The following is a 23,626-nucleotide window of genomic DNA, read 5'->3' as shown; positions in this document are numbered from 1 at the left end:
TATTTTAATTATTATCTGCCTGATGGCAGATTCGATCAGATTACCTAACCATACCCGCTGCGCGGGCATTGTTATACCGCAATCTGCAGGAACTCCGGCGCCCGGATCAGCTCACGCAACTGAAATACCGGCCACTCGCGCCCATCCCGCTCGAAACCATGTTCTACAAATTTTCTGAAAGCCGGATCAAGTTCGGAAACATCCACCCGGCGATCGACTGCAAATTGCTGCATCCCCAACACAGCATCCACCAACAGGCCTGTCAGGTGGTCGTCCTGTTCGACGACCAGAACCCGGCGACTACGCCAGTTGGCTTTGGATGGCAGACCCAGAAGGCCCGCCAGATCCATAACCGGCACCATGCGCCCACGCACATTGGCCACACCCAGAACCCAGCTGCGCACACCCGGCACTTTGGTCAGACGTGGCGGCTGCAGAATTTCCGCGACATCAATCATGTCTGCAGCAAAGGTCTGACCGGCAAGCATAAAGCCTACGCCACGCCAGTAAGAAACCGCTTCCACCTGTTGCGGCAAAGCCGACGCGTTGCGTCGGCTACGTTCGGCGATGTCCAGCAGCTGCGCGTACGGATGCATATCAGCCAGCCATTACGGAAGCAATCTCGGACAGCAGGGTTGCTTCTGCAACCGGCTTAACCAGATAACCACTGGCGCCCTGACGCTTACCCCATACACGGTCAGTTTCCTGATCCTTGGTGGTGACAATAATCACCGGAATATGCTGAGTTTCCGGATCTTTGGTCAGCTGACGCGTTGCCTGAAAACCATTAAGGCCCGGCATCACGATATCCATCAGCACTACATCCGGCTTTTCCTTGCGCGCCAGTGCCACACCATCAGCACCGTTTTCTGCGGTCAGAACTTCGTGACCATTTTTCTCCAGCATGGAGCGGAACGCTTCAGTTTCTGTCGGAGAATCATCTACTACCAAAATACGGGCCATGCCTGTTACCTCTTAAAACTCTTTCAGCTGTCGCTGGCTCAGGATTTTACGTACTGACGAATTGAACCCAACAGCTCTTCCTTACTGAAAGGCTTGGTCAAATATTCATCAGATCCAACAATGCGCCCTTTAGCTTTATCGAACAAACCGTCTTTACTGGACAACATGATTACCGGTGTCGATTTGAATTTGGAGTTATTTTTGATCAGGGCGCAGGTCTGATAACCATCCAGACGCGGCATCATGATATCGACAAAGATGATATCCGGGTGAGTATCGGCAATCTTGGCCAGCGCATCAAAACCGTCTGTGGCGGTAATGACTTCGCAGCCGACCTTTTTAAGCAAAGTCTCAGCCGTACGACGAATGGTTTTACTGTCGTCGATGACCATGACTTTAATATTCTGAAAGTTATCGTCCATAGGGAGGCCTTTAACCATCCATTTCTTATGTTTTAGTGAGCGGTTGTGTTCAACAATCGCAGGAGACGCCATTGCGCACGTTTGTATCACAGATTATGCAACAAAGGCTAGGCCGGCGCGCTGCGCTGCGTCACACAATTAAGTTACGCCGCCGGGACAATGCATAGGTTACACTGGCGCCATCGTTGAGCACCTGATCTTACGGAGCCTTTATATGAGCATTAAACTGGGTGTGGTGATGGACCCCATCGCCGACATCGCCTTTAAAAAGGACACCTCGCTGGCCCTGCTGCACGCCGCTCAGGAACGTGGCTGTGAACTCTTTTATATGGAGCAGAGCGACCTGTCGATCCAGAACGGCAAAGCCATGGGGCGCATGGCGCCGTTAAAAGTCGCCATGAATCCGGATCACTGGTTCGATCTGGGTGACTACAGCGAGCAGCCGCTGGCTGAGCTGAACATCATTCTGATGCGCAAAGATCCACCGTTCGACAGCGAGTTTATCTACAGCACCTACATCCTTGAGCGTGCCGAACAGGAAGGCGTTCTGGTTGCCAATAAGCCACAGAGCCTGCGCGACTGTAATGAGAAGGTATTCGCCACGGCATTCCCGGAACTGATGAGCCCAACCATCGTTACCCGCCGCGCCGATCTGCTGAAGGCTTTCCACAAAGAGCATGGCGACGTCATCTTCAAACCTCTCGATGGTATGGGCGGCTCCTCTATATTCCGGCTGCGCGCCGACGACCCGAACGTCAGCGTCATCATTGAGACCCTGACCAACCATGGCAGCCAGCAAATCATGGCGCAGCGTTTTATCCCGGAAATCACCGCCGGCGACAAACGTATCCTGATGATTGATGGCGAGCCTGTGCCTTTTTGCCTGGCGCGCATTCCGGCGCAGGGCGAAACCCGCGGCAACCTAGCCGCCGGTGGCCAGGGCGTTACCCAGCCTCTGAGTGATGAAAACCGCGCCATTGCCGAAAAAGTCGGACCTGTCCTGAAAGAAAAAGGGCTGTATTTTGTTGGCCTCGACATCATCGGCAACAACCTGACGGAAATTAACGTCACCAGCCCGACCTGCGTGCGTGAAATCAGCCGTGATTCCGGTATCGACGTAGCCGGTCTGCTGATTGACTGCCTGCTGGCTAAGCTTACGCAATAAAGCTGAAAGACCAACAGGGCAACACGCCCGCCAGCAGCACTGGCAACAGCCGCCGCACCGGAAACCACGGGGCGGCGGCCACTCAGTCCGAATATGGACAAATCCGCCCTGAAAGCGCAGACTTGCACCCGTTTTCCGGACTTTAAACAGGTACTTCCGCACGCATGTCAGCCACCGCCGTGACCAGCTCCGATCGCTTGTCCTTCGCCCTGTTTCTGGCTCTGCTGATCCATGCCGTTCTTATTCTCGGCATCAGCTTCACCGCCAGCGACCGCGATAACCTGTCCAAGACGCTGGAAGTCACCCTGGCGACCTACAAAAGCGACAAAGCGCCGGAACAGGCCGATTTTCTCGCTCAGGAAAATCAGGAAGGCAGCGGCACCTTAGATGAAGCGCGCATGCTGACCACCGATGTCGAAGCCACCTTCCACGCCAACGAAATCAACGAAACCTCACCGCAGGAACAACAGGCCAGCGCGCCGCGTCAGGTACAGGGTGATCGCCAGCTGGTGACCACCAGCGGCAGCAGCCGCAATAGAGCGCCCAGCAGGCAGGAGCGCTTCAGCGTGCAGACTGATAAGCCCGACGGTCCGGAAAAAACCTTACTGGAACGCAGCCTGGAAATGGCCAGCCTTGAAGCCAAGCTCGACTCTGAACGGCAGGCTTATGCTAAAAAACCACGTATTCAGCGCCTGACCGCCGCATCTACCATGAAGACCAGTGAAGCCTATTACGTGGATAATCTGCGGCGAAAAATTGAACAGATGGGCGCTCTGAATTACCCGCGGGAGCTGGAAAACTGTTTTGACAACTGCCGCCTGCGCTTTCTGGTTGCCATCAACGCCAACGGCACCATCAACGAGCTGCGCATTCTTGAATCGTCCGGTAAAAAAGTGCTCGATGATGCCGCGCTGCGCATCGTGCGCCTGTCTGCCCCTTTCGCTCCTTTTACCGAAGAAATGCGCAAGCAGACCGATATTCTGGAAATTATCCGTACCTTGCGATTTAAAGGTAACCGCTACGTATCGGACGCCAATTAATGCAACAGCTTAACAGCCTGAAAAACCATCTGTTGATTGCCATGCCGCAACTGGAAGACTCCTGGTTTGCCGGCACTGTCACCTATCTGTGTGAACACAACGCCGACGGCGCTATGGGCATAGTGCTGAACAAACCGCTGCCGGTTACCTTTCACGAGATCTGCGAACAGCTGGAAATCACCCGCCTGGCCGGTATCGATCCGGAGATTTACGCCGGCGGCCCGGTCAGCCAGGAACATGGCTTTATATTGCACCGTCAGCAGGGCAACTGGGGGGCGACGCTGAACGTCACCGAACAGGCACACCTGACCTCGTCAAAAGATATTCTCAAGGCCATCGCCGCCGGTTCCGGCCCACAGGATTACCGCCTGACTCTGGGTTACGCCGGTTGGGATGCGCAGCAGCTCGACGAAGAAATACTGGCCAACTCCTGGCTCACCATTGAAGCCACCGAACATCTGTTGTTTGAAGTGCCCCACGACGAGCTGTATCAGGCCGCGCTCAGCCAGCTTGGCGTCAGTGCCGAATTTCTGAGTTCCGATGCGGGGCATGCCTGATGAGCAGCCCGGCACCGTCGGCGCGGGTTAAAACCCTGCTGGCTTTTGATTTCGGCACCCAGCGTATCGGCATCGCCACCGGCCAGCGCATTACCGCCACCGCCCGCCCACTGAATCCGGTTAAAGCGCGCGACGGCGTACCCGACTGGGATGTACTGCAGCGCATTATTGATGAGTGGCAGCCCGATGCCTTTGTCGTTGGTCTGCCGCTGAATATGGATGGCACAGCCAGCGATATGAGCCGCCGCGCGAAGAAGTTTGCCGGTCGTCTCGAAGGCCGTTTTCACCGCCCGTCGTTTACCCACGACGAGCGCCTGAGCAGTTACGAAGCCAAAGGCATGGTAATCGCCCAGGGTGGCAGCCGCGATTTTGGCGCCAACTCTGTCGACGGTATTGCCGCACAATTAATTCTCGAAAGCTGGATGGCGGCCTGGCCATTAACCGACACGCCGCCTGAATAAAGGACACCTATGCATCTGCCTGATATCGAACAAACCTGCACCGAGCTGGGCCAGCGTCTGGCGGCTTATCTGCAACAGAACAATATTGAACAACCGCTGCTGGTCGGTATCCGTACCGGTGGCGTATGGATTGCCGAACGCCTGCAACAACAACTGCAGACCGAAGACGGCGTCAGTACCCTCGACATCAGCTTCTACCGTGACGATTTCACCCGTCACGGCCTGCACCCGCAGGTCATGGGCTCCGAGCTGCCGGACAGCATCGAAGACCGCCACATTATTCTGATCGACGACGTCGTGATGAGCGGCCGCACCATCCGCGCCGCCATGAACGAGCTGTTCGATTATGGCCGTCCGGCCAGCATCAGCCTGGTCTGTTTGCTGGATATCGGCCGCCGCGAACTCCCTATCCAGCCAGACCTGTGCGGTGTCCGGCTGGAACTGGAAGAAGGCCAGCTGGTTAAGTTAAGTGGCCCGCAGCCACTGCAGCTGACCCTGTCCTGATCACCACCTGACTGACCAACATATTGTGAGTAGCAACAATGACCACTGACCCAAGCCAGGTGCAGCTGACCGCCGACGGGCGTCTGAAGCACTTCCTCACCACCGAGGGCCTGAGCCGTGAACTCCTGACCGAGATTCTCGACACCGCCGATTCTTTTATCAGCACTCAGGAGCGGGACGTGAAAAAAGTCCCGCTGCTGCGCGGCAAGACCGTGGTCAACCTGTTCTTCGAGAACAGTACCCGTACCCGTTCCACCTTCGAGCTGGCGGCCAAGCGCCTGTCGGCCGATATTCTTAACCTCGATATCGCCAAATCCGCGACCGCCAAGGGCGAAACCCTGATGGATACGCTGTGGAACCTCGAGGCCATGTATTCCGATATGTTCGTCGTGCGCCATGCCGATTCCGGTGCCGCCCACTTTATTGCCGAACACGTCACGCCCAACGTTGCCATCATCAACGCCGGCGACGGCCGCCACGCGCATCCGACCCAGGCGATGCTGGATATGCTCACCATCCGCCGCCATCAGGGTTCTATCGAAGGGAAAATCGTCGCCATCGTCGGCGATATCCTGCATTCCCGTGTTGCCCGTTCACAGATTCATGCGCTGCGTACCTTAGGTGCCGCCGAAATCCGCGTGATCGGCCCCGGCACCCTGCTGCCGCGCGATATCGAAGCGCTGGGCTGTAAGGCTTACTACCGCATGGAAGACGGCCTGAAAGACTGCGATGTGATCATCATGCTGCGCCTGCAGAAAGAACGTATGCAAAACGCCCTGCTGCCGAGCGAAGGCGAATTCTTCAAGCTTTACGGCCTGACCGAAGAGAAGCTGACCTACGCCAAACCCGATGCCATCGTGATGCATCCGGGGCCGATTAACCGCGGCGTCGAGATTGAATCCAACGTTGCCGACGGCCCGCAATCGGTGATCCTCAATCAAGTCAGCTACGGTATCGCCGTGCGTATGGCCGTCATGGCGATGGCCATGAGTGGTCAGCAGCAGGAGCGTAACGAACTCGCCGAACAAAACAGCGAACAGAGCGATGTGCATAACAACGAACCCGGTCAGGAGGAGGCATAAGCATGAGATACCTGCATATTGAAAACGCCCGCCTGATCGATCCGTCACAGAATCTCGATCAGGTTACCGATGTTTACGTCGCCGAAGGACGTATCCACGCCATTGGCCACAAGCCTGCGAGCGGCGGTATTGAGCACAGCATCGACGCCAGCGGCCTGCTGCTGGTGCCTGGCCTGATCGATCTTGGCGCTCACCTGGCCGAACCGGGCTTTACCCATAAAGGCTCCATCGCCAGCGAAACCCGCGCCGCCTGCGCCAGTGGCTTTACCCATATCTGCGCCTTACCGGACACCAAACCGGTGGCCGACAGCCCGGCAGTGATTCAGTTAATTCAGGAAAAAGCCGCTAAAGCCGGCTTTGCCAAAGTACTGCCGCTGGGCGCACTGACTCAGGGGCTGGCCGGTGAGCAGCTGGCCTCAATGTTCAGCCTGCGCGAAGCCGGTTGTGTGGCACTGAGCAACGCCCGCGCGCCGTTCAAAGACAGTTATGTACTGCGCCGGGTAATGGAATACGCCGCCACTTACGATATTCCGGTATTCCTTAATCCCGATGACGCCGCGCTGTCGGACGGCGGCTGTATGCACGAAGGTCCGACCGCTACCCGTCTGGGCCTGACCGGTATTCCGCAAACCGCCGAAACCATCGCCCTGGCGCAGATGCTGTTACTGGTTGAGCAGACAGGTGTACGCGCGCATATCAGCCAGATCAGCTGTGCGCGCAGTGTGCGTATGCTGGCACAGGCACGTGAGCAGGGCATCCGCGTCAGTGCCGACACCCCGCTGGCCAACCTGATTTATACCGACGAAGCCGTCACCGGCTACAACAGCCAGTTCAATGTGCAGCCACCGCTGCGCAGTGAAAGCGACCGTCAGGCCCTGCTCGCCGCCGTTAACGCCGGCGAACTGGCCATCAGCTCCAACCACCGTCCGCACGAAGTGGCCGCCAAGAAAGCACCTTTTGCCGATGCCGAACCGGGCATGAGTATTTTTGATGGTTTCCTGCCGCTGGCACTGCAACTGGTGGAACGCGGTGAGCTGGAATTATCGGCCTTTATCCGCGCCACCAGCGCCTTACCGGCACAGGTTCTGGGCCAGAATCAGTCACTGAGCGAAGGTAACTGGTTTAATGCGGTGCTGATTAATCCGGATGCTGAGCAAAGCTTCCGCCGCTCGACACTGCTGTCCAAGGGACGCAACAGCCCGGTGGCCGGCAAGACCTTAAAAGGCGCGGTTAACGCCGTGTTTATTGATGGTCGTAAAGTGTTTGGCTGAAAGCTAAATACCAAGCACTGAGCCATAAAAAAGCCGCAGATTCTGCGGCTTTTTTATGTGTGGTGAATGATCGCTATGCGGGTTCGCATGCATTAGACGGCATCCGGTCCACGATAAATCCCCTGCACCGAATTAAGCGTATGCAAGTACAGCACCGGGCCATTGGCCGTTGCCAGCTCATCGCGTAAGGCCGCCAGCGCTTTAGCGGTGTAGGTGCATTCAGACTGCACGGTTAAACCATCGGCCCAGCGCTGATTACGGAACCATTGCTCAGCCTGATTACCGGCCGCTGAGGCAACGCCGTAACCTTCACCATAATACTGGTCGAGCAGTACCGGTTGCGGAATCTTTAATAGCGGAATTCCGCCCTGTAAGCGCAGCAAATAATTGTGTGTCTGCTGCATTAATTGTTTCACCGTCGCCACGGTACAGGCAGGAAAAGGACCAAGATACGCAGGTGCCACGCGCACACCAACAACCCGCGACGGCAGACCGGCAAGTGCCACGCCCAACGTCAGACCGGCTAAGGTCGCACTGGAGCCCACGGGGCAAATAATGGTTTCCGGCACTGGGCATTCGCCCCGTTCAATCTGCTCACGTAATTCAAACGCAGCATCAATAAAAGCAATCACGCCCTGCAGCGACGAGCCTCCGGCAAATAAATATTCGGTCTGTTTGCGGCGTAATAACCGGTCACGGATCTGCAGAGTATAAAAACGCAGTACGGTATTCAGCAGGCTGCCGCAATAACGCAGCGTCGCACCATAGCGCTGCATCACCTGCAGGTTTTTTCTGACGGACGGACTCTGCGGCTGATCGAACAGAAGAATCTCACAATCAAAACCCAGCGCTTTACTGTGCACGGCGCAGGCCACACCGTGATTGGTGCCGGTGCCGCCAAAGGTCAGCAGGCGGGTTTTTCCTTCTGCCTGCATTTTGCCGAAAATAAACGCCAGCTTGCGGCTTTTATTACCGCCATAAACCGCATTGGTTAAATCATCGTGCTTAAGCCAGAGTTGCGGCGTATCGAAGCTATGGGTAACAGGTGTCGGAATCTGCTGGCCGGGAATATCCGCCAGCGGAATGAGCTTCTGCAGCGCAGGATAAGCTTTGAATAAAGGAGATAAAGACACCAGCAGACTCCGGCCAAAAGTGCATTGTAAGACGATGGTGCAATCTTCCGCAGGTCTTACAATGCCAATGGTGCTGCTGCTCTGAAATTAAGCCCAAAATTAAGATCAGGAATTAAGATCAGGAATTAAGGCCAGGGATAATCCGCGACCGGCAATCCCATTGCCTGCAGTTCCGCCACCACAACACGGCGATATTTCACCACATCGCCGACGTTCGTTTGTCTCAGTCTGGCCACTTCCTCCGCGCTGAACGGCTGGAAATTTGCCCGCAGGGAAGTCCCGCCCCAGCGTTGCATGATGTAATTCATCACCTCGGCAATTTCATTATCACTCAGACTGGCCCCCACCACGCCGGGTACGTGCATCAGATATTCACGGCCGCGTTCGGTTTCGGCAAATGAGGCAACGTAATTATTAAAATCGGGAATACCTCCCGCCGGAGAACCTGCGCCATCCGGACGATGACAGCCCAGACAACGCAGCACATAGTTAGCCTGCGGGCTGAGTTCACCCTGTGGGGCCGGAGCTGACTTTATCTGCGCAACATCATCAGCCGCCTGGCTATAAGCGCACGACGCTGCTGACAATGCCAGCAGCAGACTGCCGCGCAACAACCAGCCCGCAGCCATTTTTGTGTGCATTTTCCCGTCTTGTTTATTGTGCATTTTTCCGTACTCCGCGCAGCTGGCTGTGAGACTGAGGCGTGTTGCGGGCGTGCTCCAGCACCTCATCAGCCAGCACTGCATTCAGACCGTTAAGATCGCCCAGCACATAGGCCGCCAGCGCTTTCATTTGTGCCGCCGTTAAATCCGCCTGCGCCGGCATCACCAGGCCGTAATAACCGATGCCATCCACTTCGATAGTGCCGGACAAACCGTTATTTAATACGCCCCAGAAATACGCCGGAGCCTGTTCGGCCAGTGCCGGCCACAGCATGCTGTTCACCAGTGGCGGTGCCAGCCCCGGCGTACCAATACCACCCGGCTGGTGACAAGCCGCACAACGCTGGTTAAACAGCGCTTCGCCATTATTCTCAGTTACTCCGGCAGCAGACACCGGAGCCGCCAGCGCGGCTCCCAGTGCTGCCAGCGAGAGCAGAGATAAGGTGAATTTTTTCAGAACCATCATCTCAGCTCCCGCTTCAGGCGTCTGCCATACCAACCAGCACAGCAACGGTGCAGTGATAACCCTGCGACGCGTTGGCCATACACCAGTTAATGTCGTTATGCAGACCCATACGGTAACCCGGACGCTCCCGCTCGCTGGTAAAGCAGAAGGTGCCGTTGCACTCCACTTTGCCGCAGCAGTCGTTGTACGACACCAGATAGTCTTTATCGTCGTTCGGATTACGGCAGGTGCCGACCCAGGACACCTTGGACGCTTCCGAGCCCGGCGGACAGCTGGTTAATGTGCCGCCACAGTCGTTGCACAGATTGCCGTCCAGCGCGCAGTAGCGCCAGTATTCACAGGCGGTCGGATCATTCGGATCGGCCGGGGCTTCGTCTTCCGCTTCTCCGGCCCAGGCTTTGCCGGCATTACGGTCAAAGGGCAGAACCGGCAGCATGGCGCTGCCCAGCATCAGCATCCCGGCGCGGCTTAAAAAACTGCGGCGGCTGCTACGCTGTGCGACTTTGCGGGTTAAATGTTCGGTGCCTTTATCCAGGCCGGTTAATACGCTGTCGAAAAATCGTTTCATAGTGATATCTCTTGTTGCCTAAAAATCGTTGCCTACTGAGTGATGCTCAGGAGTTGTGTGCTCAGGAGTGGCTTGTTCAGGAATGCTGCTCAAGAAAACTCTGTACCGAGCCAACACCCATTTCCATGGCATTAAACAGACTCTCAAGCTGCTCGCGGCTGTTGATCAGACCTTTCGAGCGGATCACGCCCTGCTTATCCATCAGCACCGCAAACGGCAGGCGCGATACGCGGTAGCCCAGCCCCAGTTCGGTCGACAGTACGTACGGAAATTCCTGCAGACCCACATGCTGAATAAAGCGCTGGTGTTTTTCTTCTTCGCCATCGGAAGCCAGCACCACATCCAGCCAGTCTTTTTCACTGGCTTTTACCGAGCGCAGAATCGGCAGCAGTTTTTTACATACCGGACAGGTCGGCGACAGGAAAAACACCAGCATGGCTTTTTCTTTATCGCGGCCAATATGCACGGCACCACCGGTCAGGCTGTTAAGGGTAAAGGCAGGGGTTAAATCACCGACTTTCGGCCCGGAGTCATTCATCAGCGCCCCCATCGGCGCGATACGTTCAAACAACACGCCGATCTGGCGGGCCAGCACAAAAAATGCGAGGGCCAGCGCCATTACGGCAACAAATAAAAATGCGACAGCAAAATACAAAGCAGTCATAACGACCTCTTAAATTCGTTTCAGTGAGTTGGCCATTTCACGGATGGCCAGCAGGTTGGCGTTCACCTGCTCAAATAACAGGAAGGCGAGCCACATAAAGACAGCAGCAGCGATGGCCACCACGATTTCGGCGCTCTGCAGTGCCTCCGGCAGACCGAGCAATGGCAGCAGAGCGAAGACCATCAGCAGCGCATTACGCAGCAACAGGGTTTTGCTCAGCAGTTGCGGAGTACCGCCACAGCCACATTCGATGCGGGTATGACCGCGACGGATATTGATGCCCATAGCGATGGCATATCCCCCGAGCAACAGCGCCGCCAGCACCAGTCCGGCAGCACGGCTGGCGCTGAATAACAGCATCAGCACCAGCGCGCCTTCGAGGGCCAGCAAGGCAACAGCAGCGGGCTTAACCAAAGCTTCCGGCAGCAGTTCGTAGTCGGCGACAAAGCCCTGGAATTCGAGGAAATCCAGTGCTTTGTGCAGTGCTGCGCGCAGGAATACCAGCAGGGTAAAGACCAGTAGCGTGAGGCTCGCCAGTGGCAGTAATTCAGTCATGAGACACCGCCAGCGAGGTGGTCCAACCGGCTTTTTCGTCGGCCGCCGCCTTCTCAAACATAAAGTCGCCATCGCCGCTCAGTACGTACTTGTCGATGGTTTCATCTTCTTCATTGGAACCGAACAGCACCGGGGTTTTGCCCTCAGTCACACTCAGTGCCACCATATGCGGTGCCGGAGAACGGCTGATGAGTTTTTTCTTCTTCAGACTGTAAGCCCAGATTTCTTCAGAGCCGTTTTTATGACTGCCGTCATAAGCGCCTGAATGCATCAGCATAAACACCATATCCAGCGTGCTGCTGTAAGCCGTGATGGCATAACCACCCGGAGCCCAGTCGCCTTCGATGCCGGCATTAACCTGCAGTTTTTCTTTGATTTTTACGGTTTTGCCACTGTCATCGGCGAGGTACAGGGCACCGCCGAAGGTGGTCAGGATCAGCTCACCGTTTTTACGGCGTTCGCTGTGGATATATATCGGGTCGGCATCCACATCGAATAATTTGCCCGATGCTTCAACACTGTATTCTTTACCCTTCAGGGTGAAGGTTTTCAGCTGTCCGGTACCACAAGGCGTACTGAAGCTGGAGCCTTTCAGTGCCGGATAAACGCCGTAACATCCCGGGGTCGGCACTTCAGTAATCACTTCGCCGGCGGCAATATCAATGACCGAAACCGAGGTCGCCGGTGTGGCATTCTGCACATACAGCAGTTTTTCATCGGCACTTAATTCCAGCAGCTGGGTCATGCCGATGGCTTTTACGGCTTTGTTAGGCACGATGATTTCTTTCTTACGGCTCAGGGTGTCTACGTCATACACCTGCACCACACTTTCCACCGGACCATAGGTAATGCGTTTGGCAAAGTCGGACAGTACGTAAACGGTTTTGCCGTCTTTCGAGACTTTCATCTGCGAGGTAATCCCCGCCGGCATCGAACCTTTATAGTGCAGGTCATCCTGAGCGAAGACGTGAATCTGGCTGGCGCCCCCCCAGGCGGCTTCGTTCATAAACACATTCGGCCCGGGCTGAATGGTTTTCTCGACCGTAAAAACTTCCGGCTTAAAGGGCTCTGCCTGCGCCGCCGGCATCACCGCCGACAACAGCAGGGTTGCGATACAGGCCGCCAGCGGTGCCGGAGTGAATACGCGGCGGGACAGGTTTCTGGTTTTACTTTTTTGCTTGGTTAACGTCATGGTTTGCAGCTCTTGTTGTGAGTCTGCAGGAGTGAAGAGCAGCGCCCATGCCAATGCCTGAGTTAACAGGCCAAACCTACCTCTGATGGGGTACCTAAAGAGGCCAATACTGACAATTTGATCAGAATTGTTACGTACTGTTAGTGCCCGCTATTAACGATAAAACCGTCAGCACTATAAAGGCGCGCCGGACAATAACGCCGGCGTTGTTCTGGTGCGTCTTGTTTGCTGCCTTCTTCACCTGTATCCACAGGCGGCGAAGCCCTACCCGAAACCCCGGGCATGGGGTATCCTGCGACCTCTGAACGCGGGGGATGTTATGAGTAACTGGCTTGATGCCGTAAAGTGGGACGCCGATGGTCTGGTGCCGGCCATTGCGCAGGATTATAAGACCGGCCGTATCCTGATGATGGCCTGGATGAACCGGGAAGCACTGGCGCTGACGGTGCAGGAAAACCGCGCCATCTACTATTCCCGCTCGCGCCAGCAACTGTGGCGTAAAGGCGAGTCTTCCGGCCATGTGCAGCAGCTGCACGAAGTGCGCCTCGACTGTGACGCCGATGTCATCACCCTGCAGGTGGAACAGATTGGCGGTATCGCCTGTCACACCGGCCGCGAAAGCTGCTTCTACCGGGTCTATCAGGATGGCGAATGGGTCAGCGTTGATCCGGTGCTGAAAGATCCGAAAGACATTTATTGATTGCTACTTAACGAAACTGAAACAGCTATGAGCGATATACTTTCCGCCCTCGGCGATATCCTTGAAGAACGTAAGAGCGCGGCCGCCGATTCATCCTATGTGGCCAGCCTGTATCACAAGGGCCTGAACAAGATTCTGGAGAAGGTTGGCGAAGAAGCCACCGAAACCATTCTGGCCGCCAAAGACGCCGAGACCAGTGGCGATAACAGCGATGTTATCTACGAAACCGCCGACCTGTGGTTCCACACCCTGGTGGCACTGGCCAAGCTGGGTGAGCGCCCGGAAGCCGTGGTTAACGAACTGGCACGACGCTTTAATATGTCCGGCCTGGAAGAAAAGGCGTCACGTACGCCCAAGTAAACCGGTACAGACCAGAGAACTGAGAGATTGAGTATGCCGGACTGTCTGTTTTGCCAGATTGTCGCCGGAAAGATTCCGGCCAATGTCGTTTATGAAGATGAGCACCTGCTGGCGTTTCACGATATTGCGCCTAAAGCAGACACCCACCTGCTGGTCATTCCCAAGCGCCATATCGTTAACCTGAATGATCTGAGCGAGGCTGATGCCAGCCTGATGAGCCATTTAATGCTCAGCCTGCCGGCTATTGCCCGTACACAAAACCTGACTGGCTTCCGCACCATTACCAATACCGGTAAAGAAGGTGGGCAGGAAGTTTTCCATATGCACTTTCATATACTGGGCGGCGATCAGCTGCCCGGTTTCTGATGTAATTTTTAAATTAAGAATAAGAGGATTTTCCTATGCTCGGCGGAATCAGTATCTGGCAATTATTAATCGTTCTGGCCATCGTCATTATGATTTTCGGTACCAAAAAACTGCGCAACCTGGGTGGCGACCTGGGCGGAGCAATCAAGAGCTTTAAAAAAGCTGTGAATGACGACAGCAGTGCAAAAGCCGATGAAGACGACAGTAAAGAGCCGGCAAAAACACTGGAGCATAAAGAAGGCGCAGCCAAAGACGCCGAATTCAAAAGCACCAACAAAGACCAAGATAAAATCTGATGTTCGATATCGGTTTTCTGGAATTAATGGTGGTAGCCATTCTGGGCCTGCTGGTGCTCGGCCCGGAACGTCTGCCAAAAGCAGCCCGCACAGTGGGTCTGTTTCTTGGCCGTATGCGCCGCACCATGAGCAATATCCAGGATGATCTTGAGCGCCAGGTCCGCACCGAAGAATTACGCGAAAAGCTGAAAGACCCTTATGCCACGTTTCTCGATGACGATTCGCCATCGGCTAACAGCATTCAGCCCAAGCCGGACGCAGAGCAAACAGCAGAAAATAAAGCCGCGGAAAACAAAGCCTCTTTGGCACGGGCTCCGCAGCAGCAAGGTCCGCAGCAGCCTGCTGCCAATTCAAAAACTGATAATACCGATGCGTCATCATGACCGATCATGAACAACCCCTGATTGCCCACCTGATCGAACTGCGAAACCGTTTGCTGAAATCGGTACTGGTGGTATTGGTGCTGTTCCTTGGCATGTTCTACTTTGCCAACGACCTGTACCTGATTCTGGTAAAACCACTGTCAGTATTGCTGCCCGACAGCGGCAATATGATCGCCACCGGTGTAGCCTCGCCTTTTCTGGTACCGTTTAAACTGACATTGGTTCTGGCGGTACTGCTGGCAGTGCCTTTTCTGCTGCATCAGGTATGGAGTTTTATATCTCCGGGTCTGTATCAGCACGAAAAGAAATTCGGTATTCCGTTGCTGGTCTCCAGCGTTGTCCTGTTTTATACCGGCATCGCCTTTGCCTACTTTGTGGTGCTGCCGCTGGCATTCGGCTTCTTTACCGCCGCCGGACCAGAAGGTATTTCCTTTATGCCGGACATCAGCAATATTCTCGATTTTATTCTTAAAATCTTTTTTGCTTTTGGCATTGCCTTTGAAATTCCGATTGCGACCTTTCTGATGGTACTCAGCGGTATAACCACCGTTGCCGCCCTGACAGAAAAGCGCCCTTATATTTTTGTTGGCTGCTTTGTTGTCGGCATGCTGGTTACGCCACCGGATGTTATCTCCCAGACCATTCTGGCCGTACCGATGTGGCTGCTGTTTGAAGCCGGTGTACTGGCCTCAAGGCTGATTAAAAAGCCGCAGGAAGATAGCGAAGAAGAGATTCAGGAGAGCTGATTTTCCTGACTTTATCGAGCATAAAAAGCCCGGCAACTGCCGGGCTTTCTATTATGTGAAATAAACAGATCTCATACTTATGCACTAAGTGAAGATGAAGCGTTTGACTGGTACAGGAGTACATAATTAGCATCACCAGTCCTGTTTATATGGATAATAACAATGAAAAAAATACTTCTCATCACATCAATCATTGCTGCGAGTTCAATAACTCAAGCTGCGAACTTCGACATGATTGCTTATGAAAGCCACCCATCACAATATGTAGGTCGAACTGACTCTGGCATTGCAATAGTATCCAATCAGCTCGGCAGTTCTAATCCAATCTACCTAAGTCTTATCGATACTGTTACCGATCCAGACACCAGCTCTCTGATAGCTACAAGTGACAGTATTCTCGCAGAGATACTGCCATGGCCCAATGGATATCAAGAAGGGCTTCTGGAAAATTATCCAAATATGCCAGAAAACCCCGATCGTTTTGAACACCTGGGAATAACTACTCAAACAACGGCAAGCGAGTTTATCGGGATCGCAGACTCTCTGATAGAAATGCTGCGGATGAAGTCCAGAGGGGGGCAATACCTATACGAGAATATCACTGGCTATACTGCTGTAGGGGCTGCTGGTAACTACGCCTTGATTGCTGATCATGACCGTTTCGGTACAGGGAATATATATCATTGCGATTTTTCAAAATGGAACATCCAATTATCCTTCCAAGCAAATCTTCAACTCTGCTCCGATCTTGGCAATTCAGAGTATATAGAAGATATTGAAAGTGGAGTTCTAACTCCCACATACAAATTTCCAATGAACCGTTCGGGATATGCACTGCTCAGAAAAAGATATTCTGATACCGATGGTTCTCATATGGAACTTATGATTAGCGCACCTGGAAAGCCTAGCGTCTCTCTGCTGAAAGACGAGGTTGATACATCTTACAGCAATCTGTTGATTACTGATGGTGAAAGTCCAATCATTGCTGTTGATGACAAAAATGATAGAAGACGGTATTTCTTTTATGAGAACGGCGCTGTATCAGAAATCGCCTTAGACGCCTCTTATATTCCTGAGAATGGCACACCAATTGACGGTGACATCATAGAATCTATAGATAACGTTCTCTACATGAAAAGATCTGATGGATTCTACCGGTGTACACGGCAGGATTTCAGAAACTCAGATATGACATTTGAAGAGTTTCTTCAAAAATATTCCACGGAGTCAGATTCTGTTAGTGAATTCCTGTCAAGCTATCCGGATAAGCCTGCAAGATATGAAGAGCTGATCATTGAAATGGATATTCAGGAGCTGTTTCCGTCTGGCATTACTGATGCTGAATTTCAGAATCTCATTCTTACGCAGTTAACACCTGAGTACGAACACTTTATCAGCGATAACACGCATTATCTTTCCTGTGCATCAGGAACAGAGTCATTTATAACCAGCACGCAGAGTTTCTTTCCAGCAAAGTCAACACATGGAACATATGAATACGCTACCCGTCTTTTTGAATATGAAAAATTTGGCGCATCATATATTGTCATCACCCGCACATCGAATAATAGTGAAATAGCTGAATCTGTCAGCCGTTTAATCCTTGATGTACTGTTGGATTCGCCTTACAGAACTTACATTCTGGAATCGACAGAAAGAGCCAAATCATTGTATCCGGAATTATTTCTGAATTATCCTGATATGCCTCAGGATCTGGCTGGCGCAGGTCTGCCTGAAAATACTTCTCTGGTTGAATTTCAGAGCCTGACATCAAATATCATACTCAACACCCTGCCCTTTGGTCCGGTGAAGCAAGGGATATTCCTGCAACCACTGCTTGGTTTCACCGCGGACTCGACTGGCGGGTTTTCCTCTTTCAATGGCATATACACCACAGGTCTTACTCAGGCTGAAGGAGTCATAATTACGGTAACCCCTGAAAACTCAACAATAGATCCTTATCTGAATGCCTATTCCTCACTAACCATCGGCATTCAGGGCCAGGCCTACGCCACCGAAGTATCCTGCTCTGTAGATACCACCGCTCTGAATATTACTGGTAGCAACTATGGTGACTGGGGCGGTGAAAATCGTCTGACTCTGCCTCTCAATTGGGGAAGCCAGAACATGTCCGGGGCTATTACACATACCGGGAATGCAGAGCTGGAAGAAAACGGAACGCTGCTTAGCGCGGATCTGTTTGCGGACATGACAACAACAACCGCGAATGTTGTTTGTTCAGCAGCCTTATCAGACGCTTCAGGTAATCTGATTCCGGTGACAGTCCAGAATGCGACGATCACTATCGATGATGGCATTCACGGTGGTAATGGCGGATTCAGTGGCAGCATTGAAATTCCGGTTGGGGTCAATCCTGAAGACATTACCGTATCGGTAACCATCAATGGCCGGACGGTTACCACCGGCGTTGATAGTGCAGGAAACTTCAGTTTTGACGAACTGCGCGACGGCGACTTTACCATCGCTTTCAATGCTGACAACTATGTTCAAAGCTGCATGAATCACAGTATTTCCGAAGGTGCGAATATTGATGTTGGCCAGATAACTCTCTTTGCCGGTGATATCAACGATGATGGTGAAATCAATATCGCAGATTTCACCTACCTTGCCGGAAAGTATGGCTCTGCCAATGGTGATGAGTTGTACGATCAGAAAGCAGATCTGAATAAAGACAGTGTAATCAATGTTCAGGATCTGGCTATTCTTGCCAGCCACTTCGGCTCTGTTCAGTGTAACCCGCAATAAAATTCAGGCGGGGGAAACCCCGCCTGCTTCATAATTATCTGGAATATTTCATGCGAATTCTTCTTTTAATTTTCACATTGATAGCCAGCACATCCTCTGCCGGAACTCCGGTCCTGAGTTTTTCAACTCAGGACAAGGAAGGCATTCGCTGGCTGATTCTGGAAGCAACTGCACTGGATAATATCTATGGTGTCGACCTGATTCTCGACTACGATACAGCCGCGCTTGAGGTCGTTGATCTGGATTCCGGAAAATCAGGGATACAGATCCAAAGCGGGAGTCTGTTCGGTACGTCCGCCTTTGAGGTCAGCAACAGCGTTGATACTCGAAAGCACAGCATTCGCCTTGCTCTCAGCCTGCTTAATCCGGCACCTGCAGTCAGCGGCTCTGGCATCCTTGCCACAATTGCGTTTAAGAATACCAAGCCAGGTATTGTTCAGGTTAAGCAACTGGAGTTTGGGACCAAAGAAGGCCGTCTGATCAGCGCAGAATTACCGCAACCTGTACTCGTTGAACCAGCTCGGAGCGCTGCAACAACTTCAGGCAAAGTATCCATACCCGCGCTGGCCATACCCGACTATTCTGCTTCTGGCAGAGATAATAATCTGATATATATTCTCGGCGGAGTTTTTGCATTTCTGCTGTTGATCAACATCGTATTCTTTATGTATTGGCGTCAGAAAGTAAAACGTCCTGCAGTATAAAAAAGCCCGGCAACTGCCGGGCTTTTTATTTATTCAAAATGAGGGATATCCTCAGGCCTTCTCCACCAGATAATCAATATACTCATCACGCAGCGTACGTTTCTGCAGCTTGCCCGTGGCCGTGTGCGGCAGCTCCTCAACAAACAGAATGTCATCCGGTAGCCACCACTTGGCAACACGGCTTTCCAGATAGTTATAGATATCCTGTTTATCGATATCGCTTTCTTCACTTTTTACAATAAACAGCAACGGCCGCTCATCCCACTTCTGATGACGCACGCCAATCACACAGGCTTCTTTTACGTCCGGGTGCCCTACTGCCGCGTTTTCCAGATCGATACTGGAAATCCACTCACCGCCGGACTTCACCACATCTTTGGCGCGGTCAACAATCTGCAGATAACTGTTTTCATCAATCACGGCAATATCACCGGTATCGAACCACTGCTTACCATCCACATCGATAAAGAACGAATCCGGTTTTTCATTTTTATAATACGCCGTTAATACCCAGGGGCCACGCACACGCAGATAGCCGCGTGACGTTCCGTCGTGTGGCAGCGGCTGATCATCCTCTCCAAAGATTTCCAGCTCGATACCAAACATTGGCCGGCCGGCAGTGGTCTGCAGGCGATAGCGTTCATCGTCGCTCATTTTCTGCATCGCTTTGGTTGGTGCGCCGAGTGTCGCCAGTGGTGAGGTTTCAGTCATGCCCCAGATTGGTAATAAATACACGCCGTATTCTTTATCCAGCGTTTCCACCAACGATTTTGGTGAGGCCGAACCGCCAACGCCGACGGTTTTAACCGAGTCCATGCGTTTATTATTTCGTTTTAAATAATCGATCAGACCCAGCCAAACCGTTGGTACGCCCAGCATTAAATCCACTTCGGCCAGCTCGATTAATTCATGCAGACTCTGGCCATCCATACCATCACCGGGCAGCACCAGCGTCGCACCACTCATCGGAGCAATATAAGGCATACCCCAGGCGCAGACGTGGTACATAGGAACAACCGGCATCACCACCGAATCGGCAGAAACATTCAGTGCATCCGGATTACGGCTGGCATAGGCATGCAGCACAGTGGAGGCATGGGAATACAACACGCCTTTAGGGTTGCCGGTAGTGCCCGAGGTGTAACACAGGCCGGAGGCGGTATCCTGCGGAAACCGCGGCCATACCAGTTCGCTGCTGTATGTTGTCATTAAATCTTCATAATTAATGGCATTTGGCAGGTTGGTTTGCGGCATCTGGTCGGCGTCGATCATAAAGATAAAGCCTTTGACCGAGGTTAATTTATCCGCCACCGGTTCCAGTAATTTTGCGAAGCAGGCATCCAGAAAGACATAGCAGTCTTCGGCATGATTAATAATGTATTCCACCTGCTCGGTATAAAGCCGTGGATTGACGGTATGGCAGATGGCACCGATACCGGAGATCGCGTAATAACATTCAAAATGGCGGTAGCCGTTCCAGGCCAGTGTCGCCACCCGGTCACCGGGCTGAACTCCCAAAGCCAGCAATGCATTGGCCAGCTGCTTGCTGCGTTTTAACGCATCGCGGTAGGTATAGCGGTGGATATCACCTTCCAGCCGGCGGCTGATAATTTCACGCGTACCATGATGCGCAGCAGCGTATTCCAGCAGGTCTGAAATAATCAGTGGCTGAGTCATCATCTGGCCGGCATGGGCCAAAGCAGAAGAAGCAGTGAGTGTCATAATGCGTTCCATGGCGAGTTGTTTGCTCCAGCTTAAAAGCCTTAGCGCCTGTTAGCCAGAGGCAAAGGCCGCTTTGTTAGCGTGTCTCCTCCCATAGAATGAGATGCTAGGGTCTGTTAACACTAATTGAATCGAGCCTGCTGAGAGCCAGTTTTTCTCAGAACAAGGAGTGAGGAGGGATATTAACGGGTTAAATGAATAACGAACGACGACGTTAATGGGGAAAACTGGCCTCAGCCCGAAGGGTTATGGCTAAAAATCCCTCATCCTGCGTTGCTGTTCGCTCGCTGAACCCGTTACCAATCTGTCTGGAACAGATTGGCGTGCCAACCCCGAAGGGGTGAAGCACAGGGATGTGCTGAACATCCCACACTCCCAGCGCCTTGCCTGAGGAATTTTTAGCCGATAACAGGCCTGTTTAATTAGTGTTAACAGGCCCTAGGCACTTTTCACCGCTCCGGGCAAATTGAGCCATTTGTTTTTATCCGTGGCCGACGACATAAACCTGCGATAAAAAAACAGTAAACGTCTGGTAAGACAAACCTTCGGGTCTGTGAATTTTTCCCTCCTGCCTGATAGGATTCAGCGCGTTAACCAAAGGAGGGTTACCCTATGAAAGCTTATTCCATTCTTATACTGGCTGGCCTTCTGGCAGCTTGCGGCGGCGGTTCGGGTAGTTCAGGCAATTCAGGAGGTGGTGACAACGGTACTCCACCCGGCAATTACACTCCTGTCACCCAGAATCTGAGCCAATTGTCTCTGCTGGATGCCAGCGGCAAGCCTCTTTCAGAGGCCCAGGTAACCATCAGCCCGAAAAACACTGCCGGCATCGCGGTAGCCGCAGTTCTCGCCAGCAACAGTGTACAACTGACGGCAGACAGCAACGGTCATATCACCTTCCCTGATCTCGCTCCGGGAAGTTATACCCTGACCATTACCATCTCCGGTGTCACAGTAACCACGACACTGGAAATCCGTGCAGAAAATGCCTCCGGCAGCAGCACTGTAGCGGCCCCTCTGGTCATCACTGACAACGGCGCCGAAAGCCTCGAAGGCCAGGGATTCTTCGCTTCTCTTAGCGGTATTATTTTTGATGCCGATGGTCCGCTGAATAATGCTCAGATTGAGATTTCCGGCGGCGCGGCGACCAACGGTGCCATTGCCACAGCGACCACCGATAACGACGGCCACTTCGTACTGATCGTTAACGTATCGCTGAGCAAATTGTTAGCTATAAAAACGGCCACCATCCGTATCAGCCGCGATGGCTATGGCACACGGGTAATTCCTCTGGATCTGACTCAGATATCTGCCCTCAGCGGTCTGAATTTTTCATTGCAGGCAGCCACTGGCAACAGTGATGCTCTTTACAGTGAAAATTTTGAGCAGCCCGTCAGCGAAGCGGCCTGTGGTAGCTGGATGACCGTCAGCGTTTCGCAATCTTATACCGGTGCTGGAGAAGGGCCGGGGCCACTGGCTACACTGAATGCAGAAGAAACCCCGGTAGAAGAAGCAGATGAAGAACTGCAGAATCTCTGGCACAGCCACAATGCCGGTCTTAACATCATAAATCAGGCGCTGACCAACGATCTGGTACTCCTTGCTCCGGATGATACTTCTGCCGGTAAAGTCCCAGACCCACTGAGCAACCGCGCCTGCTGGTATGGCCAGGCCGTATCCGGAGGTGTCACTCAGGGGAATTTCCTCGGTGAGCCGGAAGAACCACAAGAGGAACTCGACGGAGGGACATCGTTAACGCCGAACGGTGGTGCAATTGTTTCACCCGATATTGATCTGAGCGCTGAAACCGGCCCACTGTCTCTTACCTTCCGTACCTGGTGGGAAATTGAAGCGGTTAACCCGAATGAAAATGGCTTTGATCTGATGACCATTGAATACAGCACCGATGATATTCAATGGACCCCCATTGCCCGTCTGAATCCGTTGTCAGATCCGGTGGGTCTGGATGATCAGGACCGTGCACCGCTGCCCTACTCCAACCGCGGCTATAACAAGGCGCCAGCGTGGTTATGGCAGGAGCCGATTGATATCTCAGATCTGGCCGGCGAGCAAATCAAACTGCGCTTCCGCTTTAATACCCAGGACGAACTGTATAACGGCTTCCGCGGCTGGCTGGTTGATGACATCAGCATCAAACGCGAAGCAGGTACCTTCCCGCGCTATCTTGAACGCGAAACGTATCTGCAGCCGACATTTTCACCAATAAGTCAGACACCGGTTATCGCCGGAGAGATTCAGGAAATCAATATTGGTGGAGAATACACCTACGGCACGGCGGCCACCCTGAAACTGATCCAGGTAAACAGTGATGGCAGTCAGACTGTTCTTGCTACTCAGCAGGTAGAACAGAATGACACTATCGAACTGGCAGCAAGTATTACTGCACCAGATAGCGGTTTTGTGCTGCTCGCCTTTCAGGTATCCATTGACGATCAGACCAGTACAGAGCTGCGATACGATCTGTATTACCCGGTTGTGAATGACATTCCGGCAGAGTTGTCTGTCGATCTCTGACAGCCATAGAACAAAGCAGGGAATAAAAAAGGGCAGCATCCGCTGCCCTTTTTTATATCGATTATAAACACCCCCGGAGTGTCAGTGATTGGCTCCGGTTCTGACCATCTGAAAAGCACAGAGCATCAGATTGCGCTGAAATACCATGATGATTTTTTTGCACGCACTATTATGAGCATCCGGGGCCATTGGCCGTTCGGAAATAACGCACAGATTGGTACTGCCTGAAAGATATCCACAGAAATGCTTACATCAAAACTTTGTTAACTCTGTAAAACGACAAAAAACTGCTCATAAAATCCCTTCGTCCTCCCCTCTGAAAGCCGCACAAAATCTGATTAAG

27 protein-coding genes are annotated in these 23,626 nt (G+C 52.9%); 16 read left to right on the top strand and 11 right to left on the bottom strand.

All coding sequences use genetic code 11. The annotated features are described in order from the left end of the window. Positions 1-71: 71 nt before the first annotated feature. From MT343_RS01130 to pilG, 3 genes are read right to left on the bottom strand one after another with little or no spacing between them, the layout of a single operon-like run. Positions 72-596, bottom strand: a complete 525-nt coding sequence (locus MT343_RS01130; protein WP_145466911.1) for a chemotaxis protein CheW — start codon at positions 594-596, stop codon at positions 72-74. A gap of 1 nt (position 597) precedes the next feature. Then, positions 598-963, bottom strand: coding sequence for a twitching motility response regulator PilH (gene pilH / locus MT343_RS01125; protein ID WP_145466913.1), 366 nt, complete (start codon positions 961-963; stop codon positions 598-600). Between the two features lie 38 nt (positions 964-1,001). Then, complete coding sequence (pilG, locus tag MT343_RS01120) at positions 1,002-1,385, bottom strand: twitching motility response regulator PilG (RefSeq protein WP_145466915.1); 384 nt, start codon at positions 1,383-1,385, stop codon at positions 1,002-1,004. Positions 1,386-1,599: 214 nt separating this feature from the next. Here pilG and gshB point away from each other — a divergent pair, with 214 nt between their 5' ends. The 7 genes from gshB (at position 1,600) to MT343_RS01085 (ending at position 7,465) form a co-directional block, all read left to right on the top strand. Beyond that, a complete protein-coding gene (gshB, locus tag MT343_RS01115; protein ID WP_145466917.1) occupies positions 1,600-2,550 on the top strand; it encodes a glutathione synthase in 951 nt (316 codons plus the stop codon). 164 nt (positions 2,551-2,714) lie between these two features. Then, positions 2,715-3,590, top strand: a complete 876-nt coding sequence (locus MT343_RS01110) for a TonB family protein (RefSeq protein WP_145466919.1) — start codon at positions 2,715-2,717, stop codon at positions 3,588-3,590. Continuing rightward, positions 3,590-4,147, top strand: coding sequence for a YqgE/AlgH family protein (locus MT343_RS01105; RefSeq protein ID WP_145466921.1), 558 nt, complete (start codon positions 3,590-3,592; stop codon positions 4,145-4,147). The genes MT343_RS01110 and MT343_RS01105 overlap by 1 nt, the downstream gene beginning before the upstream one ends. Next, entirely contained in the window at positions 4,147-4,608 is a 462-nt protein-coding gene (ruvX, locus tag MT343_RS01100) for a Holliday junction resolvase RuvX (RefSeq protein WP_145466923.1), read from the top strand. Before MT343_RS01105 ends, ruvX begins: the two co-directional genes overlap by 1 nt. Positions 4,609-4,617: 9 nt before the next feature. Beyond that, positions 4,618-5,112 (top strand): bifunctional pyr operon transcriptional regulator/uracil phosphoribosyltransferase PyrR, encoded by a 495-nt coding sequence (gene pyrR, locus MT343_RS01095; RefSeq protein WP_145466925.1) that lies wholly within the window; start codon positions 4,618-4,620, stop codon positions 5,110-5,112. 38 nt (positions 5,113-5,150) lie between these two features. After that, positions 5,151-6,194 (top strand): aspartate carbamoyltransferase catalytic subunit, encoded by a 1,044-nt coding sequence (locus MT343_RS01090; RefSeq protein WP_145466927.1) that lies wholly within the window; start codon positions 5,151-5,153, stop codon positions 6,192-6,194. A 2-nt stretch (positions 6,195-6,196) separates the two neighbouring features. Continuing rightward, entirely contained in the window at positions 6,197-7,465 is a 1,269-nt protein-coding gene (locus MT343_RS01085; protein ID WP_145466929.1) for a dihydroorotase, read from the top strand. A gap of 92 nt (positions 7,466-7,557) precedes the next feature. Here MT343_RS01085 and MT343_RS01080 read toward each other — a convergent pair whose 3' ends face one another. The 7 genes from MT343_RS01080 to MT343_RS01050 form a co-directional block, all read right to left on the bottom strand. After that, positions 7,558-8,598 carry a 1-aminocyclopropane-1-carboxylate deaminase/D-cysteine desulfhydrase gene (locus tag MT343_RS01080; protein WP_186435794.1) on the bottom strand — a complete coding sequence of 347 codons (1,041 nt, stop codon included), beginning with the start codon at positions 8,596-8,598 and terminating at the stop codon, positions 7,558-7,560. A 125-nt stretch (positions 8,599-8,723) separates the two neighbouring features. Beyond that, positions 8,724-9,263: a c-type cytochrome gene (locus tag MT343_RS01075; RefSeq protein WP_243989444.1), complete on the bottom strand. Its 540-nt coding sequence runs from the start codon at positions 9,261-9,263 to the stop codon at positions 8,724-8,726. Beyond that, on the bottom strand, positions 9,253-9,726 hold the full coding sequence (locus tag MT343_RS01070; RefSeq protein ID WP_145466936.1) for a c-type cytochrome: 474 nt from the start codon (positions 9,724-9,726) through the stop codon (positions 9,253-9,255). Before MT343_RS01070 ends, MT343_RS01075 begins: the two co-directional genes overlap by 11 nt. A gap of 13 nt (positions 9,727-9,739) precedes the next feature. Beyond that, complete coding sequence (locus MT343_RS01065; RefSeq protein ID WP_145466938.1) at positions 9,740-10,294, bottom strand: methylamine dehydrogenase light chain; 555 nt, start codon at positions 10,292-10,294, stop codon at positions 9,740-9,742. 76 nt (positions 10,295-10,370) lie between these two features. Continuing rightward, on the bottom strand, positions 10,371-10,958 hold the full coding sequence (gene mauD / locus MT343_RS01060; RefSeq protein WP_145466940.1) for a methylamine dehydrogenase accessory protein MauD: 588 nt from the start codon (positions 10,956-10,958) through the stop codon (positions 10,371-10,373). Between the two features lie 9 nt (positions 10,959-10,967). Next, positions 10,968-11,513, bottom strand: coding sequence for a MauE/DoxX family redox-associated membrane protein (locus MT343_RS01055; RefSeq protein ID WP_186435795.1), 546 nt, complete (start codon positions 11,511-11,513; stop codon positions 10,968-10,970). After that, positions 11,506-12,705, bottom strand: a complete 1,200-nt coding sequence (locus tag MT343_RS01050) for an amine dehydrogenase large subunit (protein WP_145466944.1) — start codon at positions 12,703-12,705, stop codon at positions 11,506-11,508. The genes MT343_RS01055 and MT343_RS01050 overlap by 8 nt, the downstream gene beginning before the upstream one ends. 319 nt (positions 12,706-13,024) lie before the next feature. On the opposite strand from MT343_RS01050, the gene hisI reads away from it, so the two are divergent. The 8 genes from hisI to MT343_RS01010 all read left to right on the top strand — a co-directional run bounded on the left by hisI (position 13,025) and on the right by MT343_RS01010 (position 19,026). Then, positions 13,025-13,405, top strand: a complete 381-nt coding sequence (hisI, locus tag MT343_RS01045; RefSeq protein WP_145466946.1) for a phosphoribosyl-AMP cyclohydrolase — start codon at positions 13,025-13,027, stop codon at positions 13,403-13,405. A gap of 27 nt (positions 13,406-13,432) precedes the next feature. After that, positions 13,433-13,765 (top strand): phosphoribosyl-ATP diphosphatase, encoded by a 333-nt coding sequence (locus tag MT343_RS01040; protein ID WP_145466948.1) that lies wholly within the window; start codon positions 13,433-13,435, stop codon positions 13,763-13,765. A 33-nt stretch (positions 13,766-13,798) separates the two neighbouring features. Continuing rightward, complete coding sequence (locus tag MT343_RS01035; RefSeq protein ID WP_145466950.1) at positions 13,799-14,131, top strand: histidine triad nucleotide-binding protein; 333 nt, start codon at positions 13,799-13,801, stop codon at positions 14,129-14,131. A gap of 35 nt (positions 14,132-14,166) precedes the next feature. Continuing rightward, a complete protein-coding gene (gene tatA, locus MT343_RS01030) occupies positions 14,167-14,427 on the top strand; it encodes a Sec-independent protein translocase subunit TatA (protein ID WP_145466952.1) in 261 nt (86 codons plus the stop codon). Further along, positions 14,427-14,810 (top strand): Sec-independent protein translocase protein TatB, encoded by a 384-nt coding sequence (tatB, locus tag MT343_RS01025; RefSeq protein ID WP_145466954.1) that lies wholly within the window; start codon positions 14,427-14,429, stop codon positions 14,808-14,810. Before tatA ends, tatB begins: the two co-directional genes overlap by 1 nt. After that, positions 14,807-15,556 carry a twin-arginine translocase subunit TatC gene (tatC, locus tag MT343_RS01020; protein WP_145466956.1) on the top strand — a complete coding sequence of 250 codons (750 nt, stop codon included), beginning with the start codon at positions 14,807-14,809 and terminating at the stop codon, positions 15,554-15,556. Before tatB ends, tatC begins: the two co-directional genes overlap by 4 nt. A 162-nt stretch (positions 15,557-15,718) precedes the next feature. Then, complete coding sequence (locus MT343_RS01015; protein ID WP_145466958.1) at positions 15,719-18,322, top strand: dockerin type I domain-containing protein; 2,604 nt, start codon at positions 15,719-15,721, stop codon at positions 18,320-18,322. 50 nt (positions 18,323-18,372) lie between these two features. Beyond that, positions 18,373-19,026: a cohesin domain-containing protein gene (locus MT343_RS01010; RefSeq protein WP_145466960.1), complete on the top strand. Its 654-nt coding sequence runs from the start codon at positions 18,373-18,375 to the stop codon at positions 19,024-19,026. A gap of 51 nt (positions 19,027-19,077) precedes the next feature. Here the strand turns inward: MT343_RS01010 and MT343_RS01005 are convergent, their stop codons facing one another. Further along, a complete protein-coding gene (locus MT343_RS01005; protein ID WP_145466962.1) occupies positions 19,078-20,748 on the bottom strand; it encodes a long-chain-fatty-acid--CoA ligase in 1,671 nt (556 codons plus the stop codon). Between the two features lie 612 nt (positions 20,749-21,360). On the opposite strand from MT343_RS01005, the gene MT343_RS01000 reads away from it, so the two are divergent. Further along, complete coding sequence (locus MT343_RS01000; RefSeq protein WP_145466964.1) at positions 21,361-23,283, top strand: carboxypeptidase-like regulatory domain-containing protein; 1,923 nt, start codon at positions 21,361-21,363, stop codon at positions 23,281-23,283. Positions 23,284-23,626: the final 343 nt, after the last annotated feature.

Origin of the sequence: Venatorbacter sp. C2-1 (genome assembly GCF_022832715.1) — a bacterium.
GTDB lineage: Bacteria > Pseudomonadota > Gammaproteobacteria > Pseudomonadales > Oceanobacteraceae > Venatoribacter > Venatoribacter alkanivorans.
The sequence above is the reverse complement of the archived record's forward strand: the minus strand, read 5'-3'. Positions and strand labels throughout refer to the sequence as shown.

Coding starts and splice junctions, on each gene's coding strand:
- MT343_RS01130 (WP_145466911.1), bottom strand. CDS start 596: ATGCATCCGTACGCGCAGCTGCTGGACATCGCCGAACGTAGCCGACGC.
- pilH (WP_145466913.1), bottom strand. CDS start 963: ATGGCCCGTATTTTGGTAGTAGATGATTCTCCGACAGAAACTGAAGCG.
- pilG (WP_145466915.1), bottom strand. CDS start 1,385: ATGGACGATAACTTTCAGAATATTAAAGTCATGGTCATCGACGACAGT.
- gshB (WP_145466917.1), top strand. CDS start 1,600: ATGAGCATTAAACTGGGTGTGGTGATGGACCCCATCGCCGACATCGCC.
- MT343_RS01110 (WP_145466919.1), top strand. CDS start 2,715: ATGTCAGCCACCGCCGTGACCAGCTCCGATCGCTTGTCCTTCGCCCTG.
- MT343_RS01105 (WP_145466921.1), top strand. CDS start 3,590: ATGCAACAGCTTAACAGCCTGAAAAACCATCTGTTGATTGCCATGCCG.
- ruvX (WP_145466923.1), top strand. CDS start 4,147: ATGAGCAGCCCGGCACCGTCGGCGCGGGTTAAAACCCTGCTGGCTTTT.
- pyrR (WP_145466925.1), top strand. CDS start 4,618: ATGCATCTGCCTGATATCGAACAAACCTGCACCGAGCTGGGCCAGCGT.
- MT343_RS01090 (WP_145466927.1), top strand. CDS start 5,151: ATGACCACTGACCCAAGCCAGGTGCAGCTGACCGCCGACGGGCGTCTG.
- MT343_RS01085 (WP_145466929.1), top strand. CDS start 6,197: ATGAGATACCTGCATATTGAAAACGCCCGCCTGATCGATCCGTCACAG.
- MT343_RS01075 (WP_243989444.1), bottom strand. CDS start 9,263: ATGCACAATAAACAAGACGGGAAAATGCACACAAAAATGGCTGCGGGC.
- MT343_RS01070 (WP_145466936.1), bottom strand. CDS start 9,726: ATGATGGTTCTGAAAAAATTCACCTTATCTCTGCTCTCGCTGGCAGCA.
- MT343_RS01065 (WP_145466938.1), bottom strand. CDS start 10,294: ATGAAACGATTTTTCGACAGCGTATTAACCGGCCTGGATAAAGGCACC.
- mauD (WP_145466940.1), bottom strand. CDS start 10,958: ATGACTGCTTTGTATTTTGCTGTCGCATTTTTATTTGTTGCCGTAATG.
- MT343_RS01055 (WP_186435795.1), bottom strand. CDS start 11,513: ATGACTGAATTACTGCCACTGGCGAGCCTCACGCTACTGGTCTTTACC.
- MT343_RS01050 (WP_145466944.1), bottom strand. CDS start 12,705: ATGACGTTAACCAAGCAAAAAAGTAAAACCAGAAACCTGTCCCGCCGC.
- hisI (WP_145466946.1), top strand. CDS start 13,025: ATGAGTAACTGGCTTGATGCCGTAAAGTGGGACGCCGATGGTCTGGTG.
- MT343_RS01040 (WP_145466948.1), top strand. CDS start 13,433: ATGAGCGATATACTTTCCGCCCTCGGCGATATCCTTGAAGAACGTAAG.
- MT343_RS01035 (WP_145466950.1), top strand. CDS start 13,799: ATGCCGGACTGTCTGTTTTGCCAGATTGTCGCCGGAAAGATTCCGGCC.
- tatA (WP_145466952.1), top strand. CDS start 14,167: ATGCTCGGCGGAATCAGTATCTGGCAATTATTAATCGTTCTGGCCATC.
- tatB (WP_145466954.1), top strand. CDS start 14,427: ATGTTCGATATCGGTTTTCTGGAATTAATGGTGGTAGCCATTCTGGGC.
- tatC (WP_145466956.1), top strand. CDS start 14,807: ATGACCGATCATGAACAACCCCTGATTGCCCACCTGATCGAACTGCGA.
- MT343_RS01015 (WP_145466958.1), top strand. CDS start 15,719: ATGAAAAAAATACTTCTCATCACATCAATCATTGCTGCGAGTTCAATA.
- MT343_RS01010 (WP_145466960.1), top strand. CDS start 18,373: ATGCGAATTCTTCTTTTAATTTTCACATTGATAGCCAGCACATCCTCT.
- MT343_RS01005 (WP_145466962.1), bottom strand. CDS start 20,748: ATGACACTCACTGCTTCTTCTGCTTTGGCCCATGCCGGCCAGATGATG.
- MT343_RS01000 (WP_145466964.1), top strand. CDS start 21,361: ATGAAAGCTTATTCCATTCTTATACTGGCTGGCCTTCTGGCAGCTTGC.